The sequence below is a fragment of the Klebsiella sp. 28 genome (assembly GCF_018223905.1).
Lineage (GTDB): Bacteria > Pseudomonadota > Gammaproteobacteria > Enterobacterales > Enterobacteriaceae > Klebsiella > Klebsiella pneumoniae.
Genome location: NZ_JAGRQY010000070.1, coordinates 16,246 through 33,144, shown reverse-complemented (window position 1 = coordinate 33,144; position 16,899 = coordinate 16,246). Strand labels below are relative to the sequence as shown.

At 60.7% G+C, this 16,899-nt stretch carries 15 protein-coding genes; 8 read left to right on the top strand and 7 right to left on the bottom strand.

Annotated features, from left to right (window positions below; genetic code table 11):
* Nucleotides 1-214: 214 nt before the first annotated feature.
* The 3 genes from KHQ28_RS12755 to KHQ28_RS12745 form a co-directional block, all read right to left on the bottom strand.
* Nucleotides 215-1,204 carry a Gfo/Idh/MocA family protein gene (locus KHQ28_RS12755; protein ID WP_032418343.1) on the bottom strand — a complete coding sequence of 330 codons (990 nt, stop codon included), beginning with the start codon at nt 1,202-1,204 and terminating at the stop codon, nt 215-217.
* A gap of 73 nt (nt 1,205-1,277) precedes the next feature.
* On the bottom strand, nt 1,278-1,778 hold the full coding sequence (locus KHQ28_RS12750; RefSeq protein WP_004144843.1) for a M48 family metallopeptidase: 501 nt from the start codon (nt 1,776-1,778) through the stop codon (nt 1,278-1,280).
* Between the two features lie 19 nt (nt 1,779-1,797).
* Nucleotides 1,798-2,400 carry an XRE family transcriptional regulator gene (locus KHQ28_RS12745; RefSeq protein WP_023301480.1) on the bottom strand — a complete coding sequence of 201 codons (603 nt, stop codon included), beginning with the start codon at nt 2,398-2,400 and terminating at the stop codon, nt 1,798-1,800.
* Between the two features lie 43 nt (nt 2,401-2,443).
* On the opposite strand from KHQ28_RS12745, the gene KHQ28_RS12740 reads away from it, so the two are divergent.
* On the top strand, nt 2,444-3,151 hold the full coding sequence (locus tag KHQ28_RS12740; protein ID WP_002917889.1) for a B3/4 domain-containing protein: 708 nt from the start codon (nt 2,444-2,446) through the stop codon (nt 3,149-3,151).
* Between the two features lie 85 nt (nt 3,152-3,236).
* On the top strand, nt 3,237-4,367 hold the full coding sequence (gene rlmG / locus KHQ28_RS12735) for a 23S rRNA (guanine(1835)-N(2))-methyltransferase RlmG (RefSeq protein WP_004181396.1): 1,131 nt from the start codon (nt 3,237-3,239) through the stop codon (nt 4,365-4,367).
* Between the two features lie 108 nt (nt 4,368-4,475).
* Here the strand turns inward: rlmG and KHQ28_RS12730 are convergent, their stop codons facing one another.
* The 3 genes from KHQ28_RS12730 to lsrR form a co-directional block, all read right to left on the bottom strand.
* Complete coding sequence (locus KHQ28_RS12730; protein ID WP_032418344.1) at nt 4,476-6,497, bottom strand: NADPH-dependent 2,4-dienoyl-CoA reductase; 2,022 nt, start codon at nt 6,495-6,497, stop codon at nt 4,476-4,478.
* Nucleotides 6,498-6,682: 185 nt separating this feature from the next.
* Nucleotides 6,683-8,281, bottom strand: a complete 1,599-nt coding sequence (lsrK, locus tag KHQ28_RS12725; RefSeq protein WP_004149900.1) for an autoinducer-2 kinase — start codon at nt 8,279-8,281, stop codon at nt 6,683-6,685.
* A 37-nt stretch (nt 8,282-8,318) separates the two neighbouring features.
* Nucleotides 8,319-9,290, bottom strand: a complete 972-nt coding sequence (lsrR, locus tag KHQ28_RS12720) for a transcriptional regulator LsrR (RefSeq protein ID WP_004144837.1) — start codon at nt 9,288-9,290, stop codon at nt 8,319-8,321.
* A gap of 218 nt (nt 9,291-9,508) precedes the next feature.
* On the opposite strand from lsrR, the gene lsrA reads away from it, so the two are divergent.
* From lsrA to lsrG, 6 genes are read left to right on the top strand one after another with little or no spacing between them, the layout of a single operon-like run.
* On the top strand, nt 9,509-10,996 hold the full coding sequence (gene lsrA / locus KHQ28_RS12715; protein ID WP_004889660.1) for an autoinducer 2 ABC transporter ATP-binding protein LsrA: 1,488 nt from the start codon (nt 9,509-9,511) through the stop codon (nt 10,994-10,996).
* Entirely contained in the window at nt 10,993-12,027 is a 1,035-nt protein-coding gene (gene lsrC, locus KHQ28_RS12710; RefSeq protein ID WP_004174225.1) for an autoinducer 2 ABC transporter permease LsrC, read from the top strand. The genes lsrA and lsrC overlap by 4 nt, the downstream gene beginning before the upstream one ends.
* The gene (lsrD, locus tag KHQ28_RS12705; protein ID WP_002917727.1) at nt 12,028-13,026 is read left to right on the top strand and encodes an autoinducer 2 ABC transporter permease LsrD; all 999 of its coding nucleotides are present in this window, start codon (nt 12,028-12,030) and stop codon (nt 13,024-13,026) included.
* Between the two features lies 1 nt (nt 13,027).
* Entirely contained in the window at nt 13,028-14,029 is a 1,002-nt protein-coding gene (gene lsrB, locus KHQ28_RS12700) for an autoinducer 2 ABC transporter substrate-binding protein LsrB (RefSeq protein ID WP_004185763.1), read from the top strand.
* 11 nt (nt 14,030-14,040) lie between these two features.
* Complete coding sequence (gene lsrF / locus KHQ28_RS12695; protein WP_002917724.1) at nt 14,041-14,928, top strand: 3-hydroxy-5-phosphonooxypentane-2,4-dione thiolase; 888 nt, start codon at nt 14,041-14,043, stop codon at nt 14,926-14,928.
* Nucleotides 14,925-15,221, top strand: a complete 297-nt coding sequence (lsrG, locus tag KHQ28_RS12690) for a (4S)-4-hydroxy-5-phosphonooxypentane-2,3-dione isomerase (protein WP_002917723.1) — start codon at nt 14,925-14,927, stop codon at nt 15,219-15,221. The genes lsrF and lsrG overlap by 4 nt, the downstream gene beginning before the upstream one ends.
* A gap of 46 nt (nt 15,222-15,267) precedes the next feature.
* On the opposite strand, the gene ygjG is transcribed toward lsrG, so the two are convergent.
* Nucleotides 15,268-16,647 (bottom strand): putrescine aminotransferase, encoded by a 1,380-nt coding sequence (ygjG, locus tag KHQ28_RS12685; protein ID WP_021465185.1) that lies wholly within the window; start codon nt 16,645-16,647, stop codon nt 15,268-15,270.
* Nucleotides 16,648-16,899 lie beyond the last annotated feature (252 nt).

The following is a 16,899-nucleotide window of genomic DNA, read 5'->3' as shown; positions in this document are numbered from 1 at the left end:
CTTTTATGCATAGACCTCGCCTTCCGGCAAGGTCTCACTTACAACAACCAAAGTACATCGCGATGGGCTTTGGTTATTGCCCGGCGACCGGATGCGGTATTGCACGCATCGTAATGACGATCAACCGGCAAGGAAGTTACTCCCCTTTGCACGTAACAAAATATGTCACAGGGCGGTTTTCGTCAATGGCGGCCGGTCGGGCCTTTACACTCTTTTACGCCAGCGGCTGCGTATCGGCCGGGAAGATCACTCCGGTCTGGCGACGAATTTCGCTGGACAGTTTGGCGGTGATCCGGCTCACCGCCAGGCCCGGGTGATCCACATCCTGTGTCTCCACCAGGCGCGCAAAGGTCTCCGCCTCATACAGCATGGTATTAATGTGCTGGGGCTGCGTCAGGTCCTGGGCTTTACCGCCGCGCGGCACAAACGCCAGCTTCTGACATTCGGAGATTTTTTCGATCACTAACGCGCCGTCTTCGCCCTGAATTTCACTGGGGATCGCGGAATCGCTAACTTTGGAGTGATGCAGCGTCACGTCGAAGTCGCCATAGCTCAGCACCACGGTGCCCTGGGCGTCTACGCCGCTGTCCAGCAGGCTGGCGGTGGCAAGAACGGCCCGCGGCTCGCCCCACAGCGCCACAGCGGACGCCAGGCAATAGAAGCCGATATCCATAATCGAACCGTTAGAGAACGCCGGGTTAAAGGTGTTGGGGTTTTCGCCGTCAAGGTAGCGCTGATAGCGCGAGGAGTACTGACAGTAGTTGATAAAGGCTTTGCGTAGTTTGCCCACTTTAGCGAGCGATTCTTTCAGTAGGAGAAAGTTAGGCAGACTGGCGGTTTTAAAGGCTTCAAACAGCACCACGTTATTTTCTTTCGCCAGCGCTATCGCCGCCTCGACTTCCTGCAGGTTCGACGCCAGCGGCTTTTCGCAAATGACGTGCTTCTTATGGCTCAGGAACAGCCGGGTCTGCGGAAAGTGCAGCGAGTTCGGGCTGGCAATATAGACCGCGTCAACGTCAGGGCTCTGTGCCAGTTCATCGAGCGAGGTAAACAGATGCTCGACCGGATAGTCTTTGGCGAAGGCTTGCGCCTGTTCGAGGCTGCGGGAGTAGATGGCGGTAAGTTTATATTTGCCGGTTTCATGGGCGGCATCGACAAACTGCTTGGTGATCCAGTTTGTGCCAACAACTGCGAAACGTATCATAAACGTTGACGAACTCCGTTAAAGGGAACCTGCCGCCACTCTATCATGCCGTCATGACAAAACCAGTGCGTCACTACGCAGAACGATTTAACGAAAGGTGCGTCAGCCACAGGCGGGTGTCGAACTCCAGCTGGTGGTACTGCGGCTCCATATGGCAGCACAGCTGATAAAAAGCCTTGTTGTGATCCTTCTCTTTCAGATGCGCCAGTTCATGAACCACGATCATCCGCAGAAAGGCTTCCGGCGCGTCGCGAAATACCGTCGCCACGCGAATTTCCGCTTTAGCTTTCAGCTTACCGCCCTGCACGCGGGAAATGGCGGTATGCAGGCCGAGCGCATTGTTCAGCACGTGGATCTTACTGTCATACATCACTTTGTTGATCGGCGCCGCGCCGCGCAGAAAGCGGTTTTTCAAGTCCTGGGTGTACTGATACAGCGCTTTATCGCTGTTAACGTCGTGCCCTTGCGGATAGCGCTTTTGCAGCACCTCGCCGAGGCGGCCTTGCTCGATTAACGTGGTCACCTGCGCCAGCAGCGATTCAGGATAGCCCTGTAAATAAATGAGTTTTGTCATCGTCTTATCATTATGTCTGTCAGGAGGGCAGTTCAGCCACGGTCATGGTAAAGACCAGCGGCGCGGTACCCTCATTGCGGTAACCGTGCTCTATTTCGGTGCGGGCCACCGCCGATTCCCCGGCCGCCACCGTGCGGCAGATCTCGCCAAGCGTCAGCGTCAGCGCGCCGGCTTCCACGTGCAGCAGCTCGAAGGTTGTTGCCGGGTGGCCGGGCGAGGCAAAGGCTTCGCCGGGCTGCATCTCCCAGCGCCACAGCTCAATCATATTCGGCCCGGCGGTGCCGGCGAGGAGCCTGGCGCTGCCCCCCAGCGGGCCTTGCCAGAGGGTGGGGATCTGCTCGGCGGGAATAATATGCAACGCGGGTTCGCTTGCCACATTGACAATATCCGCTACCGATACGCCCAGCGCGGCGGCGAGTTTGCAGAGAATCGCAATGCTGGGATTGGCGGCCTCTTTTTCCATCTCGACCAGCATACCTTTGCTGATGCTGGCCCGGCGCGACAGCTCGTCCAGCGACATTTTTTTCGCTTTACGGTAGGCCTTCAGCCGCGTGGCGACGGCGCGACTTACCTGGTCGACATCAGATCCTGAATCGGTCGTTATATTGACTTTTACGTTCATTGGTCACTATGATGAAACAAATTGGTCATTACAGGATTATCGAATGCGTAGCGTAACGCCGTCAATCGAATCTGCGGTCAGCCGCCTGGCGCCGGGCTTTCGGGCATTAAGTATTGTGGTGGAGAGCGCGCCGGTGGCCGATCCCGCCGTCGCGGAGCAGGCGCTGGCCGAGGCCTGCCTGGCGGTGCAGCAGGATGATGTACCCTGGGCGCAAGCGCACCTGGCTGCATGGGATGAAGCGTTCAGCGCCTTCGGCGCGAAGGCGAAACGTACCCCCTGTTCGGCGCAGGCGCTGCGCAAGCGGGTGCTGAAAGAGGGGAGCCTGCCGGCCATCGATCCGGTGGTGGATATCTACAACGCGATCAGCATTCGCTATGCCGTCCCGGTTGGTGGGGAAAATCTGGCCGCCTACCGTGGCGAACCGCGGCTGGCCATTGCCCGCGGCGATGAGCCATTCGATACGCTAAAATCGGCAGAGCCGGTAGTGGAATATCCGGAGCCGGGCGAAGTCATCTGGCGGGATGATATAGGCGTAACCTGCCGACGCTGGAACTGGCGACAGGGCGTGCGCACCCGGCTGGACAGCGGCGCGCAGACGATGTGGTTTATTCTCGAAAGCCTGCCGGCGATGCCGTTGTCGGCCCTGCATGAGGCGGGAGAGCGGTTGGTAGGTTATCTGCAGCAGCTGATGCCCGGCGCCCGCGCGTCGATAACGCTGCTGCGAGCCGATGACGAGGGCGATCTACGCTGAGCGGCGATGATCAGCGATCTCTCTTCAACTGGACAGGATTTGCGTATAAACTCGCGGGTTTTACTATTCCGGAGGCGGAGAGGCGATGAGCCAGGCAGAGTTAAACGGTGAGTTATTCACATTAGAGCGGTTCCCACCTAACGCTGAAGAAGAAGCGCTTCAGGCATGGGAAGCGGCGGATGAATATCTGCTGCAACAGGTGAATGACGTCGACGGCCTGACGCTCATCTTCAACGACGGCTTCGGCGCGCTCGCCTGCGCGCTGGCGGATCGCAACCCGGTCAGCATCAACGACTCCTTTATTTCCGAGCTGGCGACCCGCCACAACCTGCGGATGAACGGTATCGATGAAGAGAGCGTGCGCTTTCAGGATAGCCTGAGCCCGCTACCGGCCGCGCCGGCGCTGGTGCTGATTAAGGTGCCAAAACAGCTGGCGCTGCTGGAACAGCAGCTGCGCGCCCTGCGCGAAGTAGTTACGCCGGAAACCCGCATCATCGCCGCGGCGAAAGCCCGTGATGTGCACAACTCGACGCTGGCGCTGTTTGAAAAAATCCTCGGCACCACCACCACCTCGCTGGCGTGGAAAAAAGCGCGTCTGATCCACTGCGTTTTCACCGCTCCTGAACTTGCCGATGCGCCGCAAACCTACAGCTGGAAGCTGGACGGCACGCCGTGGACCATCCATAACCACGCCAACGTTTTTGCCCGCAGCGGGCTGGATATCGGCGCGCGTTTCTTCCTGCAGCACTTACCCTCTGATTTAGAAGGCGAGATCGCCGATCTCGGCTGCGGCAATGGGGTGATTGGCCTGCAGGCGCTGGCGCAAAATCCAAACGCCAGCGTGATGTTCACCGATGAGTCGCACATGGCGGTGGCTTCCAGCCGGTTGAACGTCGAGCGCAATCTGCCGGACGATATCGCACGCTGTGAATTCATGGTCAACAACTCGCTCTCCGGCATTGAGCCCGACCGCTTTACGGCGATTCTGTGTAATCCGCCGTTCCATCAGCAACACGCTATTACCGACCATATCGCCTGGCAGATGTTTAACGATGCCCGCCGCAGCCTGAAATACGGCGGCGAGCTGTACGTCGTCGGCAACCGCCACCTCGATTACTTCCGTAAGCTGAAGCGCGCGTTTGGTAATTGCACGACGATTGCGACGAACAATAAGTTTGTCATTTTGAAAGCAACCAAGGTGCGTAAGCAGCGCTGATTCTTGTCGCGGTTTCCCCCGGCTCGCGGCTGTCGCCTTAGCCGGGCTAGCGTGCGGGATTATCGTGGTAGCCCGGGGAAGGCGCATCGCGCCGCCCCCGGGACAGGGCTAAATCGCCAGCGCCAGTTTAGTGCCCTGGGCAATCGCCCGGCGCGCATCCAGCTCCGCCGCCACGTCGCAACCGCCGATGAGATGCACCGTTTTCCCCGCCGCGCGCAGCGGATCCGCCAGCTCGCGGCGCGGCTCCTGACCGGCGCAGATCACCACCTGATCGACCGCCAGCAGTTGGCGCTCGCCGCCGATAGTGACATGTAACCCTTCATCATCGATCTTTTCATAGCTGACCGCCGGGATCATTTTCACCCCGCGCGCCAGCAGCGTCGCGCGGTGGATCCAGCCGGTGGTTTTGCCGAGCCCTTCGCCCGGTTTGCTGGCTTTGCGCTGCAGCATCACAATCTGTCGCGGGCTTTTACTCAGTTGCGGGCCTTCAGCACTCAGCCCTCCCGCCGTTTGCAGGCTGGTATCGATACCCCATTCGCGGCAGAACTCGCCGATATCCTGGCTGGTGGCCACGCCCGACTGGCTTAAAAACATCGCGGTGTCGAAGCCGATACCGCCGCAGCCGATAATCGCCACCTTCGCGCCAACCGGCGCTTTATCGCGCAAGACATCAAGGTAGCTCAGCACTTTTGGATGATCGATCCCGTCGATCGCCGGCAGGCGCGGGGCGATACCGGTGGCGAGGATCGTCTCATCGAACGCCAGCAGATCGTCTGTCGTGACGCGGGTGTTCAGGCGTAGATCGACACCATGCAGATCGAGCATGGTGCGGTAGTAACGCAGCGTCTCGTGAAACTCCTCTTTGCCGGGGATCTGTTTGGCGATATTAAACTGACCGCCGATCTCCGGGAGCGCATCAAACAATGTGACGTGATGACCGCGGGCGGCAGCGTTTACGGCGAAGGCCAGACCGGCAGGCCCGGCGCCGACCACCGCCAGCTGTTTAGGCGCGTTGGCAGGCAGGACCGGCATCAGGGTTTCATGACACGCGCGCGGGTTGACCAGACAAGAGGTGACTTTGCCGACGAAGATCCGATCGAGACACGCCTGATTGCAGCCTATGCAGGTGTTGATCTGATCGGCGCGATCGTCCTGCGCTTTTGATATAAATTCGGCGTCGGCAAGGAACGGGCGGGCCATCGATACCATATCGGCATCGCCGCGGGCGAGAATATCCTCCGCGACCTGCGGATCGTTAATGCGGTTGGTGGTGATCAACGGGATCGACACCGCGCCCTTCAGCTTGCGGGTGACCCAGCTGAAAGCTCCGCGTGGTACCGGCGTGGCGATGGTCGGAATGCGCGCTTCGTGCCAGCCAATCCCGGTGTTGATGATGGTCGCTCCCGCCGCTTCAATCGCTTTGGCCAGTTCGGTGACTTCCGCCAGCGTGCTGCCGTCGTTGACCAGATCGAGCATCGACAGACGGTAAATGATAATGAAATCGTGGCCGGCGCGCTGGCGCACCGCCTTCACCACCTCTACGGCGAAACGCATGCGCCTGGCATAATCGCCGCCCCATTGGTCGTCGCGCTGGTTAGTGCGCGCGGCGAGAAATTCGTTAATCAGATAGCCCTCAGAGCCCATCACCTCGACGCCGTCATAGCCCGCTTCGCGCGCCAGCTGGGCGCAGTGGGCAAAATCATCGATCAGCGTCAGGATCTCATCGTGGCTCAGTTCATGGGGGGTAAAACGGTTGATCGGCGCCTGTAGCGCCGAGGGGGCCACCAGCGCGGGCTGGTAGCTGTAACGGCCGGTGTGCAGGATCTGCAGAGCGATTTTGCCGCCTTCCTGATGTACCGCGTCGGTAATATGGCGATGGTGCGCCAGATGGCTGGCATCGTTGAGTACCGCGCCGCCGGCCATGGTGACGCCAGAGGGCGCCGGAGCGATGCCGCCGGTGACGATCAGCGCCACGCCGTGACGGGCGCGCTCGGCGTAAAAGGCCGCCAGCCGCTGCGCGCCGTCCGGCAGCTCTTCCAGCCCGGTGTGCATTGAGCCCATCAACACGCGGTTTTTGAGCGTTGTGAAGCCCAGCTCAAGCGGGGCGAAAAGCGACGGATAGCGGCTCATAGTGGCTTCCAATGTAAAATTATTGTTATGTGGTCGGATGAGTTACTAATTTAGCCATCGTGGAGAAAAAGGGAAAAGGGGAGTGCGGTGATTGTGATGGGATTCAAAGAACGGCGAAGCGTTGCCCCACACCCCGGCCCTCTCCCAAAGGGAGAGGGGGGGGAAAGGCGGAGCGGCACCGGTAGTTAGGGTGAGGGGGAAGACGCAACGCGCTGGCGGCGCTCCAGACCCGGCGCCTGCCACATCGACGTTGTCAGCCCGCTATCGACAAGGCCAAGCTGATCGGCGTACACCGTCTGCCACTTGCTCATCATCTCCTGATACAGCTCGCGATGCTGCGGATTTGGGGTGAACTCGCGGTGCCAGCTCACTAACCGCTCTCCGGTGCTGGCCATATCGTCATACAGCCCGGCGCCGGTTCCGGCGGCGATGGCGCAGCCCAGCGCGGTGGCTTCGCGGACCACCGGCACCCGCACCGGCAGGCCGGTGACGTCGCTGAGGATCTGGCTCCACAGCGCGCCTTTAGAGCCGCCGCCGGCAAACACCAGGCTGTCGAATGTCACCCCGGAGAACTGCGAGATCTGCGCGAGGTTGCAGGCGGAGACAATCGCCGCGTTCTCTTCCAGCGCGCGGAACAGGGTCGCTTTATTGCACTTTTCCGGATCGATGGAGAGGTTAATAAACGACGGCGCGGCGTGGTACCACTGCTTAAAGTGCATAGCGTCGGAAAAAATAGGCATCACGCCGTGGGAACCGGCGGGGACGCGGCTGGCCATCTCCTCCAGCAGCGAATAGGCATCGACGCCGAGCCGCTCGGCAATTAGTTTTTCTTCAGCGCAGAAGGCGTCGCGAAACCAGCGCATGGTCAGGCCGGTAAAGAAGCTGATCGATTCCGCCTGCGCCATGCCGGGAATGACATGAGGATTAACACGAATATTCATCTGCGGATCGGTGCGCACCTGCGGCAGGTTGACCACCTGCTGCCAGAAAGTGCCGCCGAGTACCGCAGTTTGCCCGGCGCGCACCACCCCAAGGCCCAGGCAGCCGAGCTGGACGTCGCCGCCGCCCATCACCACCGGCGTCCCGGCGCGCAGGCCGCTCTGCTGCGCCGCCGCTTCGGTGACGGCGCCCAGCAGGGTACCGGTCTCTTTGACCGGCGACAGCATATCGGCGCGCAGCCCGGCCATATCCAGCAGCGCCGGACGCCAGTCGCGGCTGAACAGATCGAGCATGCCGGTGGTGCCGGCGTTTGACGGGTCGACCGCCAGCTCGCCGGAAAGCTTCGCCGCCAGCCAGTCGCTGATCATGGTGATGGTTGCCGCTTTGCGGTAGATATCGGGGCGGTGGTGCGCCAGCCACAGCAGGCGCGGCATGGCGCTGAGCGCCAGGGTTTGTCCCGAGACCTCGTATACCTCGGATTCGAAGCGATAGTCGTGGATCTCCTTAAGCTCCGCCACTTCGCGGCTGGCGCGGGCATCGACGTTGGCGCAGGCCCAGATGGCCTCGCCGTTGCGGTCATAGAGAACGATGCCTTCGCGCATCGAACAGCAGGCGACAGACTGAATATCGGCGGCAGAGAGCCGGGCGGCGTCGAGCGCCTGGCGAATGCACTGGCAGGCCAGCTGCCAGTTGGTGGTAAGGTCGAACTCCATCGAGCCGGGGACGTTATCAACGCTCAGGTGTTTCCATTCGGCCTGGCCTACCGCCAGCTGGCGGCCATTAAGATCGAAAATAACCGCCCGAATGCTGCCGGTCCCGGCATCTAACGCTAACAGGTAACTCATGACATGCGCCTCGCTGTGGTCGCGCGGCGCCTGGCCGTCAGGAGGCCAGGGTAAGCACCGCGCGTGCTGTTGTCTCTTCCGTTACCAGGCCATTAATGCGCTTGCCAATCAGAGCGGCATAAATCGCCTGCGCTTTTTCTTCTCCCCCGGCGACGCCAACGATGGTCGGCAGCTGCGCTAGCTCATCAAGGGTCACGCCGAGCAGTTCCCGATGGATCTCCAGTCCTTCTACCGGCCTGCCGTCGGCCTGCAGGAAATAACCTAAAATGTCGCCGACCGCGCCTTTGCGGGCGTACATAAGCTGTTCGCCCTCGCTGATATAGCCGGAGCGCAGGATGGTCGCGTCGCGCCGCTGATCGATGGCGCCGATGCCAACCACCGCCGCGTCCGCCGCCGTCGCCGCGAGGATCACGTCGCGCACGCTCGACTCACGGCGCAGGATCTCGGCGACCTCCGCCGAAGAGACCCGCAGCGGCGCCGGGATAATGCTGACGCTGCAGGCGGCATCCAGCTGGCCAATACCGGTCATATAGGGGCCGACGCCGCCGGAGAGGGTCACCAGCCGCACCTGCTGCGAGCCGATAAAGCCGCTGAGATGCTGCAGGCAGCTCATGGTGGCTTCGCCGAAGCCGACCGCCAGCAGCTGTCCCGGCTGCAGAATACCCATCAGCGACTGCGCCGCGCCGATCCCCAGCCGGGTATTCATCGGCGGGGTGTTGAGCGCCGGCAGTACGCGGGCAATCTTGAGGCCAAAACGCTGCTGGAGTTCACTTTCCAGTGCCAGACAGCCCTCATAGCGCGAGTTGATCTGCACGCGGATCACCCCGGACTGACGGCCTTTCTCCAGCAGGCGGGAAATCTTCAGCCGCGGCAGCCCCAAACGCTCGCCGATGTCATTTTGTGTCAGGCCGTCGTGGTAGTAGCACCACGCCACCCGCGCCACCAGCTCTTCCTCGGCTAACGCCAGCCCGGCGTAGCGGTTCTCTTCCGTAATGCGTTTTTCGCTCATAAATTGAACTCTTATAAAAATTTAGATCATATGTTCGCTATTGCGCGGCCGGAAAGTGTGAGCCGACTGGCAAAACGGATCTTTCATCGCTGGCCCATTTTTTCCTGAGGATCTAAAGCACCAAACTGTGATCTTCGCACGGTTGTAAATATAGTTCACCGTCTACGCTTTTGAACATTATTAAATTTAAAAATCATTTGTTCAAACGAGGCGCGACGATGAAGCCACTGCTTGAAGCTCGCCAGATCCGCAAACAGTTCTCCGGCGTTGCCGTGCTGAAGGGCATCGACTTTACGCTATGCGCGGGCCAGGTGCATGCCCTGATGGGAGGCAATGGCGCGGGTAAATCGACGCTGATGAAGATCATCGCCGGCGTCGAAACCCCGGATAGCGGTGAACTGACGATCGGCGACCGCGCGTTTGCGCGCCTCAGCCCGGCGCTGGCCCACCAGCTGGGCATCTATCTGGTGCCGCAGGAGCCGATGCTGTTTCCCAACCTCAGCGTGCGCGAGAACATTCTCTTTCGTTTGCCGAAGCGGGCGGATACCGCCGCGCGACTGCAGGAAAAACTGCAGCAACTGAACTGCCAGATCAACCTCGATGCCAGCGCCAGCACGCTCGAGGTAGCCGATCAACAGATGGTCGAGATCCTGCGCGGCCTGATGCGCGAAGCGCGGATCCTGATCCTTGATGAACCCACCGCCTCTTTAACCCCGGGCGAAACGGAGAGGTTGTTTAGCCAGATCCGCGCGTTACAGGCGCTGGACGTGGGGATCGTGTTTATCTCGCACAAACTGCCCGAAATCCGCCAGCTTGCCAGCCATATTTCGGTGATGCGCGACGGGGCGGTAGTGCTGAGCGGCGAGACCGCAACTTACCGCGATGAGCAACTGATTAGCGCTATGACGCCGGCCAGCCGCGACCATACGCTGAGCGACACGCAAAAGCTGTGGCTGGCGCTGCCGGGCAACCGCCGCACCCAGGCGCAGGATTTTCCCGTGCTGCGGGTGGAGGATCTTACCGGAGAAGGCTTTATCGATCTCAATCTGGAGATCCGCGCCGGGGAGATCGTCGGCCTCGCCGGGCTGGTGGGATCCGGGCGCACCGAATTTGCTGAAACCTTATACGGCCTGCGTCCACCACGCGCCGGGCGGATCTGGCTGGAGAATCGCGAGATTAGTAATGACAGCACCCGAGCCCGGCTGGCCAGCGGGCTGGTCTATCTGCCGGAAGACCGCCAGGTCTCGGGGCTGTTTCTTGATGCGCCGGTGCGCTGGAACACGGTGATGTTCAATCAGCCGTCGTGGTGGCAGCAGGGGAAACGGGAGGCGGCGGTGGTTGAGCGCTATCACCGGGCGTTGGGGATCAAGCTGGCCGATGGCGATCAGCCGGTGCGCACTCTCTCTGGCGGTAACCAGCAGAAGGTGCTGCTGGCGCGCTGTCTGGAGGCCAACCCGCTGCTGCTAATTGTCGATGAGCCGACGCGCGGCGTGGATGTCTCCGCCCGCGCCGATATCTATCAGCTGCTGAAAAGCGTCGCCGCGCAAAATGTGGCAGTGCTGATGATCTCCTCCGATCTGGATGAGTTCATCGGCCTGGCCGACCGGGTGCTGGTGATGCATCAGGGCCGCTACAGCGGCGAGCTGGCGCGGCAGGCGGTGACCGTCGATCGCATGATGACCCTGGCCTTCGGAGGGCAGGCATGAAAACGTTACTCAAGAATCGCGAACTGAGCGCCTTCTTTGCCATCGTGGCGCTCTTTGTTGTGCTGGTGGCGCTCAATCCGGCCTATTTCAGCCTGCAGACCCTGGCGATGATTTTCGCCAGCTCGCAAATCCTCTGCCTGCTGGCATTGGGCGCGACCCTGGTGATGCTGACCCGCAATATTGACGTGTCGGTAGGTTCAACTGTTGGGCTATGCGCCATCGCCGTCGGCGTGGCGCTGAACAACGGCTACGGGCTGGCGACGGCTATCGCCTTCGCGCTGGCGATTGGCGCGCTGGCCGGGGCGTTTAACGGCCTGCTGGTCGTGGGGCTGCGCATTCCGGCGATCGTCGCGACGCTCGGCACGCTGGGGTTGTATCGCGGGGTAATGCTGCTGTGGACCGGCGGGAAATGGATCGAGGGCTTGCCCGACAGCCTGAAATCGCTCTCGGAGCCTGCGTTTATCGGCGTGTCGCCGCTGGGCTGGCTGGTGCTGGCGCTGCTGCTGGCGGGCGGCTGGCTGCTGTCGCGCACCGCCTTTGGTCGTGATTTTTACGCCGTTGGCGATAACCTCGCCGCCGCGCGCCAGCTGGGCGTGGCGGTCAACCGCACGCGGATGCTGGCCTTTACTCTCAACGGTATGCTGGCGGCCTGCGCCGGGATCGTCTTCGCCGCGCAGATTGGTTTTGTGCCTAATCAGACCGGCAGCGGCCTGGAGATGAAAGCCATCGCCGCCTGCGTACTGGGCGGGATCTCGCTGCTTGGCGGTACCGGTACGCTGCTCGGCGCGTTTCTCGGCGCCTTTTTCCTTACCCAAATCGACACCGTACTGGTGCTGTTCCGCCTTCCCGCCTGGTGGAATGACTTTATCGCCGGTCTGGTGCTGCTCGGCGTGCTGGTGCTCGATGGCCGCCTGCGCCAGGCGCTGGCCCGCCATCAGCGGGCGCTAAAGTACAGCCGTTTCCAGCCCGGTAACAAAGGGGGGAAACAGGTTGCCCGCTTTCCCGAACGCAAAAGCAAAGAGGTGGCTTAAATGAAGCTGAAGCTTAACTGGGAAAGCGCGCTGCTGGCGTTGCTGATCGTGGAGATCCTGCTGTTCGGCGCGCTGAATCCGCGCATGCTGGATCTCAATATGCTGCTCTTTAGCACCAGCGACTTTATCTGCATCGGCATCGTCGCGCTGCCGCTGACGCTGGTGATCATCAGCGGCGGGATCGATATTTCGCTGGGCTCGACCATCGGCCTGTGCGCCATCGCCCTCGGGGTGATGACCCAGGCGGGCTGGCCGCTGTGGCTCGCGGTATCGCTGACGTTGCTCTTGGGACTGCTGTGCGGGTTATTCAACGCCGCGCTGATCCACTACACCGGCATCAGCCCGCTGGTGATCACGCTTGGTACGCTGTATCTGTACGGCGGCGGCGCGCTGCTGCTTTCCGGGATGGCCGGCGCGACCGGTTACGAGGGGATTGGCGGTTTTCCCGATAGCTTCACCGCCTTCGCCAATTTAACCCTCGCCGGACTGCCGCTGCCGCTGGTGCTGTTCGCGATTATCACCTTTTTCTTCTGGCTGCTGACCCATCGCGGGCGCTTTGGCCGCCACCTCTTTTTACTCGGGCAAAACCCGCGCGCCGCGCGCTATGCCGCGCTGTCGGTGAACGGCATCCCGTACGTGCTGTATGGCCTGGTTGGCGTCGCCTCGGCGGTCGCGGCGCTGGTGATGGTCTCCTATTTCGGCTCGGCACGTTCGGATTTAGGCCGCGACCTGCTGATGCCGGCGCTGACCGCGGCGGTGCTCGGCGGGGCCAATATTTACGGCGGCTCGGGATCGATACTGGGTACCGCGCTGGCGGCATTGCTGGTGGGGTATCTGCAACAGGGTTTACAGATGGTCGGCATCCCCAACCAGGTGTCGAGCGCGCTGTCAGGGGCGCTGTTGGTTGTGGTGGTGATGGGGCGTTCGCTGAGCCTGCACCGTGAATGGGTGCGCGCGACCTGGCGGCGTCTTTTCTCGCATAAAACAATCGGAGCATAAAATGAAATTAAAACTGATCGTGCTGGCGCTGGCGATGAGCGTGGTTACCGCGCAGGCGGCGGACCGCATCGCCTTTATTCCTAAGCTGGTCGGCGTCGGCTTCTTTACCAGCGGCGGCAACGGCGCGAAAGAGGCGGGGAAAGCGCTGGGCGTGGATGTCACCTATGACGGCCCAACCGAGCCCAGTGTCTCCGGCCAGGTGCAGCTTATCAACAACTTCGTCAACCAGGGCTACAACGCGATTATCGTTTCCGCCGTCTCGCCGGACGGCCTGTGTCCGGCGCTGAAGCGGGCGATGCAGCGCGGGGTGAAAGTCCTGACCTGGGATTCCGATACCAAGCCGGAGTGCCGCAGCATCTATATCAATCAGGGCACGCCGCAGCAGCTTGGCGGCCTGCTGGTCGAGATGGCGGAAAAGCAGGTGACGAAGCCTACTGCCAAGGTAGCGTTTTTCTACTCCAGCCCGACGGTGACCGACCAGAACCAGTGGGTGAAGGAAGCCAAAGCCAAAATCGAAAAAGAGCATCCGCAGTGGCAAATCGTCACCACCCAGTTTGGCTATAACGATGCCACCAAATCGCTACAAACCGCCGAGGGGATCTTAAAAGCCTATCCGGATCTCGACGCCATTATCGCGCCGGATGCCAATGCGCTGCCGGCGGCGGCGCAGGCGGCAGAGAACCTCAAGCGTCAGGGCGTGGCGATCGTCGGCTTTAGTACGCCGAACGTGATGCGTCCGTACGTTGAGCGCGGCACGGTGAAAGCGTTCGGCCTGTGGGATGTGGTTCAGCAGGGCAAAATTGCGGTTAACGTCGCCGATCGATTACTGAAAAAGGGCGATCTTAACGTAGGCGACAGCGTTGAGGTGAAAGATATCGGCTCGCTGAAGGTCGAACCGAACAGCGTGCAGGGCTATCAGTATGAGGCGAAGGGCAACGGTATCGTGCTGCTGCCGGAGCGCGTGGTGTTCAGCAAAGAGAACATCAACAACTACGACTTCTGACGGAGGATGAGATGGCAGATTTAGACGATATCAAAGAGGGGAAGGACTTCGGCATCGACCGCCCGCAGCAGAATACGCTGTATACCCTGAAAGGCTGCGGCTCGCTGGATTGGGGCATGCAGTCGCGGCTGGCGCGCATTTTTAATCCGCACAGCAACCGCACGGTGATGCTGGCCTTCGATCACGGCTACTTCCAGGGGCCAACGACCGGGCTTGAGCGTATCGACCTGTCGATTGCGCCGCTGTTTGCCGACACCGACGTGCTGATGTGCACCCGCGGCGTACTGCGCAGCCAGGTACCGGCGGCCACCAATAAGCCGGTGGTGCTCCGCGCCTCCGGCGGCAATTCGATTTTGAGCGAACTCTCCAACGAATGCGTGGCGGTGGCGATGGAAGACGCGCTGCGGCTCAACGTATGCGCGGTGGCGGCGCAGGTCTATATCGGCAGCGAATACGAACATCAGTCGATCAATAACATCATCAAACTGGTGGACGCCGGCAATCGCTACGGTATGCCGGTCCTGGCGGTTACCGGCGTCGGCAAAGAGATGACCCGCGATGCGCGCTACTTCTCGCTGGCCAGCCGGATTGCCGCCGAAATGGGGGCGCAGTTTGTGAAGACCTATTTCGTTGAGGAAGGCTTTGAAAAAGTGACCGCCAGCTGTCCGGTGCCGATCGTTATCGCCGGCGGTAAAAAACTGCCGGAGCATGAGGCGCTGGAGATGTGCTGGCGGGCGATCGACCAGGGCGCGTCCGGGGTGGATATGGGGCGCAACATCTTCCAGTCCAGCGCCCCGCGCGCGATGCTTAAGGCGGTGAAAAAGGTGGTGCATGAGAATCTGAACGCGCGCGAAGCGTATCAGTTCTGGCAGGAAGAGAAACAGGGAGAGCTGAAATGAACGTCACGCTAGTGGAGATCAATATTAAACCCGAGCGGGTGGATGAGTTTCTCGAGGTGTTTCGCGCCAACCACGAGGGCGCGCTGCAGGAGCCAGGCAACCTGCGCTTTGATGTCCTGCAGGATCCCGAGGTGAAAACCCGCTTTTTTATCTACGAAGCCTATAAAGACGATGAGGCGGTGCTGGCGCATAAGAAGACGCCGCACTATTTAGCCTGCGTCGAAAAGCTGGAGGAGATGATGTCGCAGCCGCGGCAGAAGCGCAGCTTTATCGGCCTGTTACCGCAGGTGTGAGGGTTATCCTTCACCCTCTCAGAGGGAGAGGGTGAAGGACACTTTATTACGCTTCTTCGACCGAAACGCGCAGGGCCGCCAGCGCCTTGCGCGCCGCCTTCAGCACCTGTTCGCACTGCTCAAGGGTGAGCGTCAGCGGCGGTTCAATGCGGATCGTCTTGGCGTTGTTTAACGTCCCGGCGACCAGCACCCGCTGTCTGAACATCTCGCTGGCAAAGTCGTAGCCAATCTCGTTATCGACAAACTCAATGGCCATCAGCATGCCTTTCCCGCGCACTTCATTCACCAGGTCCGGATACTCCTGCGCCAGCAGGCGGAAACCGTCCAGCAGCATATCGCCTTTCTGCGCCGCCTGCGCCGGCAGGTTTTGCGTCAGCAGCACGTTGATCGTCGCCAGCGCCGCCGCACAGGCCAACGGGTTGCCGCCGAAGGTGGTGGTGTGCAGGAACGGGTTATCGAAGAGCACCGAGAAGACCTCTTCCGTCGCCACCGTCGCGCCGATCGGCATCACACCGCCGCCGAGCGCTTTCGCCAGACACAGAATGTCCGGCTGGACGTTCTCATGCTCGCAGGCGAACATCTTGCCGGTGCGGCCCATGCCGGTCTGCACTTCGTCGAGGATCAGCAATGCGCCAAACTCGTCGCACAGTTTACGCACCGCCGGCAAATACCCCGCTGGCGGGAGGATCACGCCCCCTTCGCCCTGAATCGGCTCGAGGATCACCGCCGCGACGTCGTCGCCGGTTTTCTTGCACTCGCTCAGCATGGTGCGCATGGCGTTGATATCGCCGAACGGCACGTGGCGGAAGCCCGGCAGCAGCGGCATAAAGGGTTTGCGGAAGGTCGATTTCGCGGTGGCCGACAGCGCGCCTAACGATTTACCGTGGAACGCGCCGCTGGTGGCGATGAAGGTAAATTTACCGCGCGGCGACTGATAGGCTTTCGCCAGCTTGATGGCCGCCTCTACCGATTCGGTACCGCTGTTGCAGAAGAAACTGTATTTGAGCTTGCCGGGCGTTAAGGCCGCCAGCGTTTTCGCCAGCATCGCCCGCAGCGGGTCCAGCAGCTCCTGACTGTGAAGCGGTTGTTTCGCGAGTTGATTCTCGACGGCGGATACCACAACTGGATTACGGTGCCCTACATTGAAGATGCCAAACCCACCAAGGCAGTCGATAAACTCCTGTCCCTGGGTGTCGACAAGCGTATTTAACCCTCCCGCTTGCCACTCTACGGCTCCGTAATCCCCGCCGGCTGTGACCGATTTTCGATACTCTAAAAACCCCGGATTCACATGCTCTTTAAAGTATTCCCTGACCTCCTGGTTAAGTGCTTTCATTTCCTCATGATCAAGCGTGCGCTTTTCAATGAGATTCAGTGCGTGTGCGCTGCAGGCCAGAGCCGATGCGCTGGAAGGTAACCTGTTCAAAATGTGCTCCTGGGGCGGACGTATCACACGATACTGGATTAAGTATTGCAGGGATTACGCCAGTTCGGCAGAAGCGGTGAAAATCGGGATAAATGCAAAGCAAAAGACGAATTGTGTAAAATTTAATCTCATTGCGCCACTATTGGCACGTTTTATTCCTGAGCTGACGAGATTTTCTGCCTGGCGGCAATAGACGGGGCGATCCGCCGTGGTGCGGGCTGCCCCAGCGCGGGGCAGCCGGTGGTGGAAAAA

What these genes read in the sequence shown, in the direction of transcription:
- KHQ28_RS12755 (WP_032418343.1), bottom strand. Translation starts at nt 1,204, where the DNA reads ATGATACGTTTCGCAGTTGTTGGCACAAACTGGATCACCAAGCAGTTT.
- KHQ28_RS12750 (WP_004144843.1), bottom strand. Translation starts at nt 1,778, where the DNA reads ATGACAAAACTCATTTATTTACAGGGCTATCCTGAATCGCTGCTGGCG.
- KHQ28_RS12745 (WP_023301480.1), bottom strand. Translation starts at nt 2,400, where the DNA reads ATGAACGTAAAAGTCAATATAACGACCGATTCAGGATCTGATGTCGAC.
- KHQ28_RS12740 (WP_002917889.1), top strand. Translation starts at nt 2,444, where the DNA reads ATGCGTAGCGTAACGCCGTCAATCGAATCTGCGGTCAGCCGCCTGGCG.
- rlmG (WP_004181396.1), top strand. Translation starts at nt 3,237, where the DNA reads ATGAGCCAGGCAGAGTTAAACGGTGAGTTATTCACATTAGAGCGGTTC.
- KHQ28_RS12730 (WP_032418344.1), bottom strand. Translation starts at nt 6,497, where the DNA reads ATGAGCCGCTATCCGTCGCTTTTCGCCCCGCTTGAGCTGGGCTTCACA.
- lsrK (WP_004149900.1), bottom strand. Translation starts at nt 8,281, where the DNA reads ATGAGTTACCTGTTAGCGTTAGATGCCGGGACCGGCAGCATTCGGGCG.
- lsrR (WP_004144837.1), bottom strand. Translation starts at nt 9,290, where the DNA reads ATGAGCGAAAAACGCATTACGGAAGAGAACCGCTACGCCGGGCTGGCG.
- lsrA (WP_004889660.1), top strand. Translation starts at nt 9,509, where the DNA reads ATGAAGCCACTGCTTGAAGCTCGCCAGATCCGCAAACAGTTCTCCGGC.
- lsrC (WP_004174225.1), top strand. Translation starts at nt 10,993, where the DNA reads ATGAAAACGTTACTCAAGAATCGCGAACTGAGCGCCTTCTTTGCCATC.
- lsrD (WP_002917727.1), top strand. Translation starts at nt 12,028, where the DNA reads ATGAAGCTGAAGCTTAACTGGGAAAGCGCGCTGCTGGCGTTGCTGATC.
- lsrB (WP_004185763.1), top strand. Translation starts at nt 13,028, where the DNA reads ATGAAATTAAAACTGATCGTGCTGGCGCTGGCGATGAGCGTGGTTACC.
- lsrF (WP_002917724.1), top strand. Translation starts at nt 14,041, where the DNA reads ATGGCAGATTTAGACGATATCAAAGAGGGGAAGGACTTCGGCATCGAC.
- lsrG (WP_002917723.1), top strand. Translation starts at nt 14,925, where the DNA reads ATGAACGTCACGCTAGTGGAGATCAATATTAAACCCGAGCGGGTGGAT.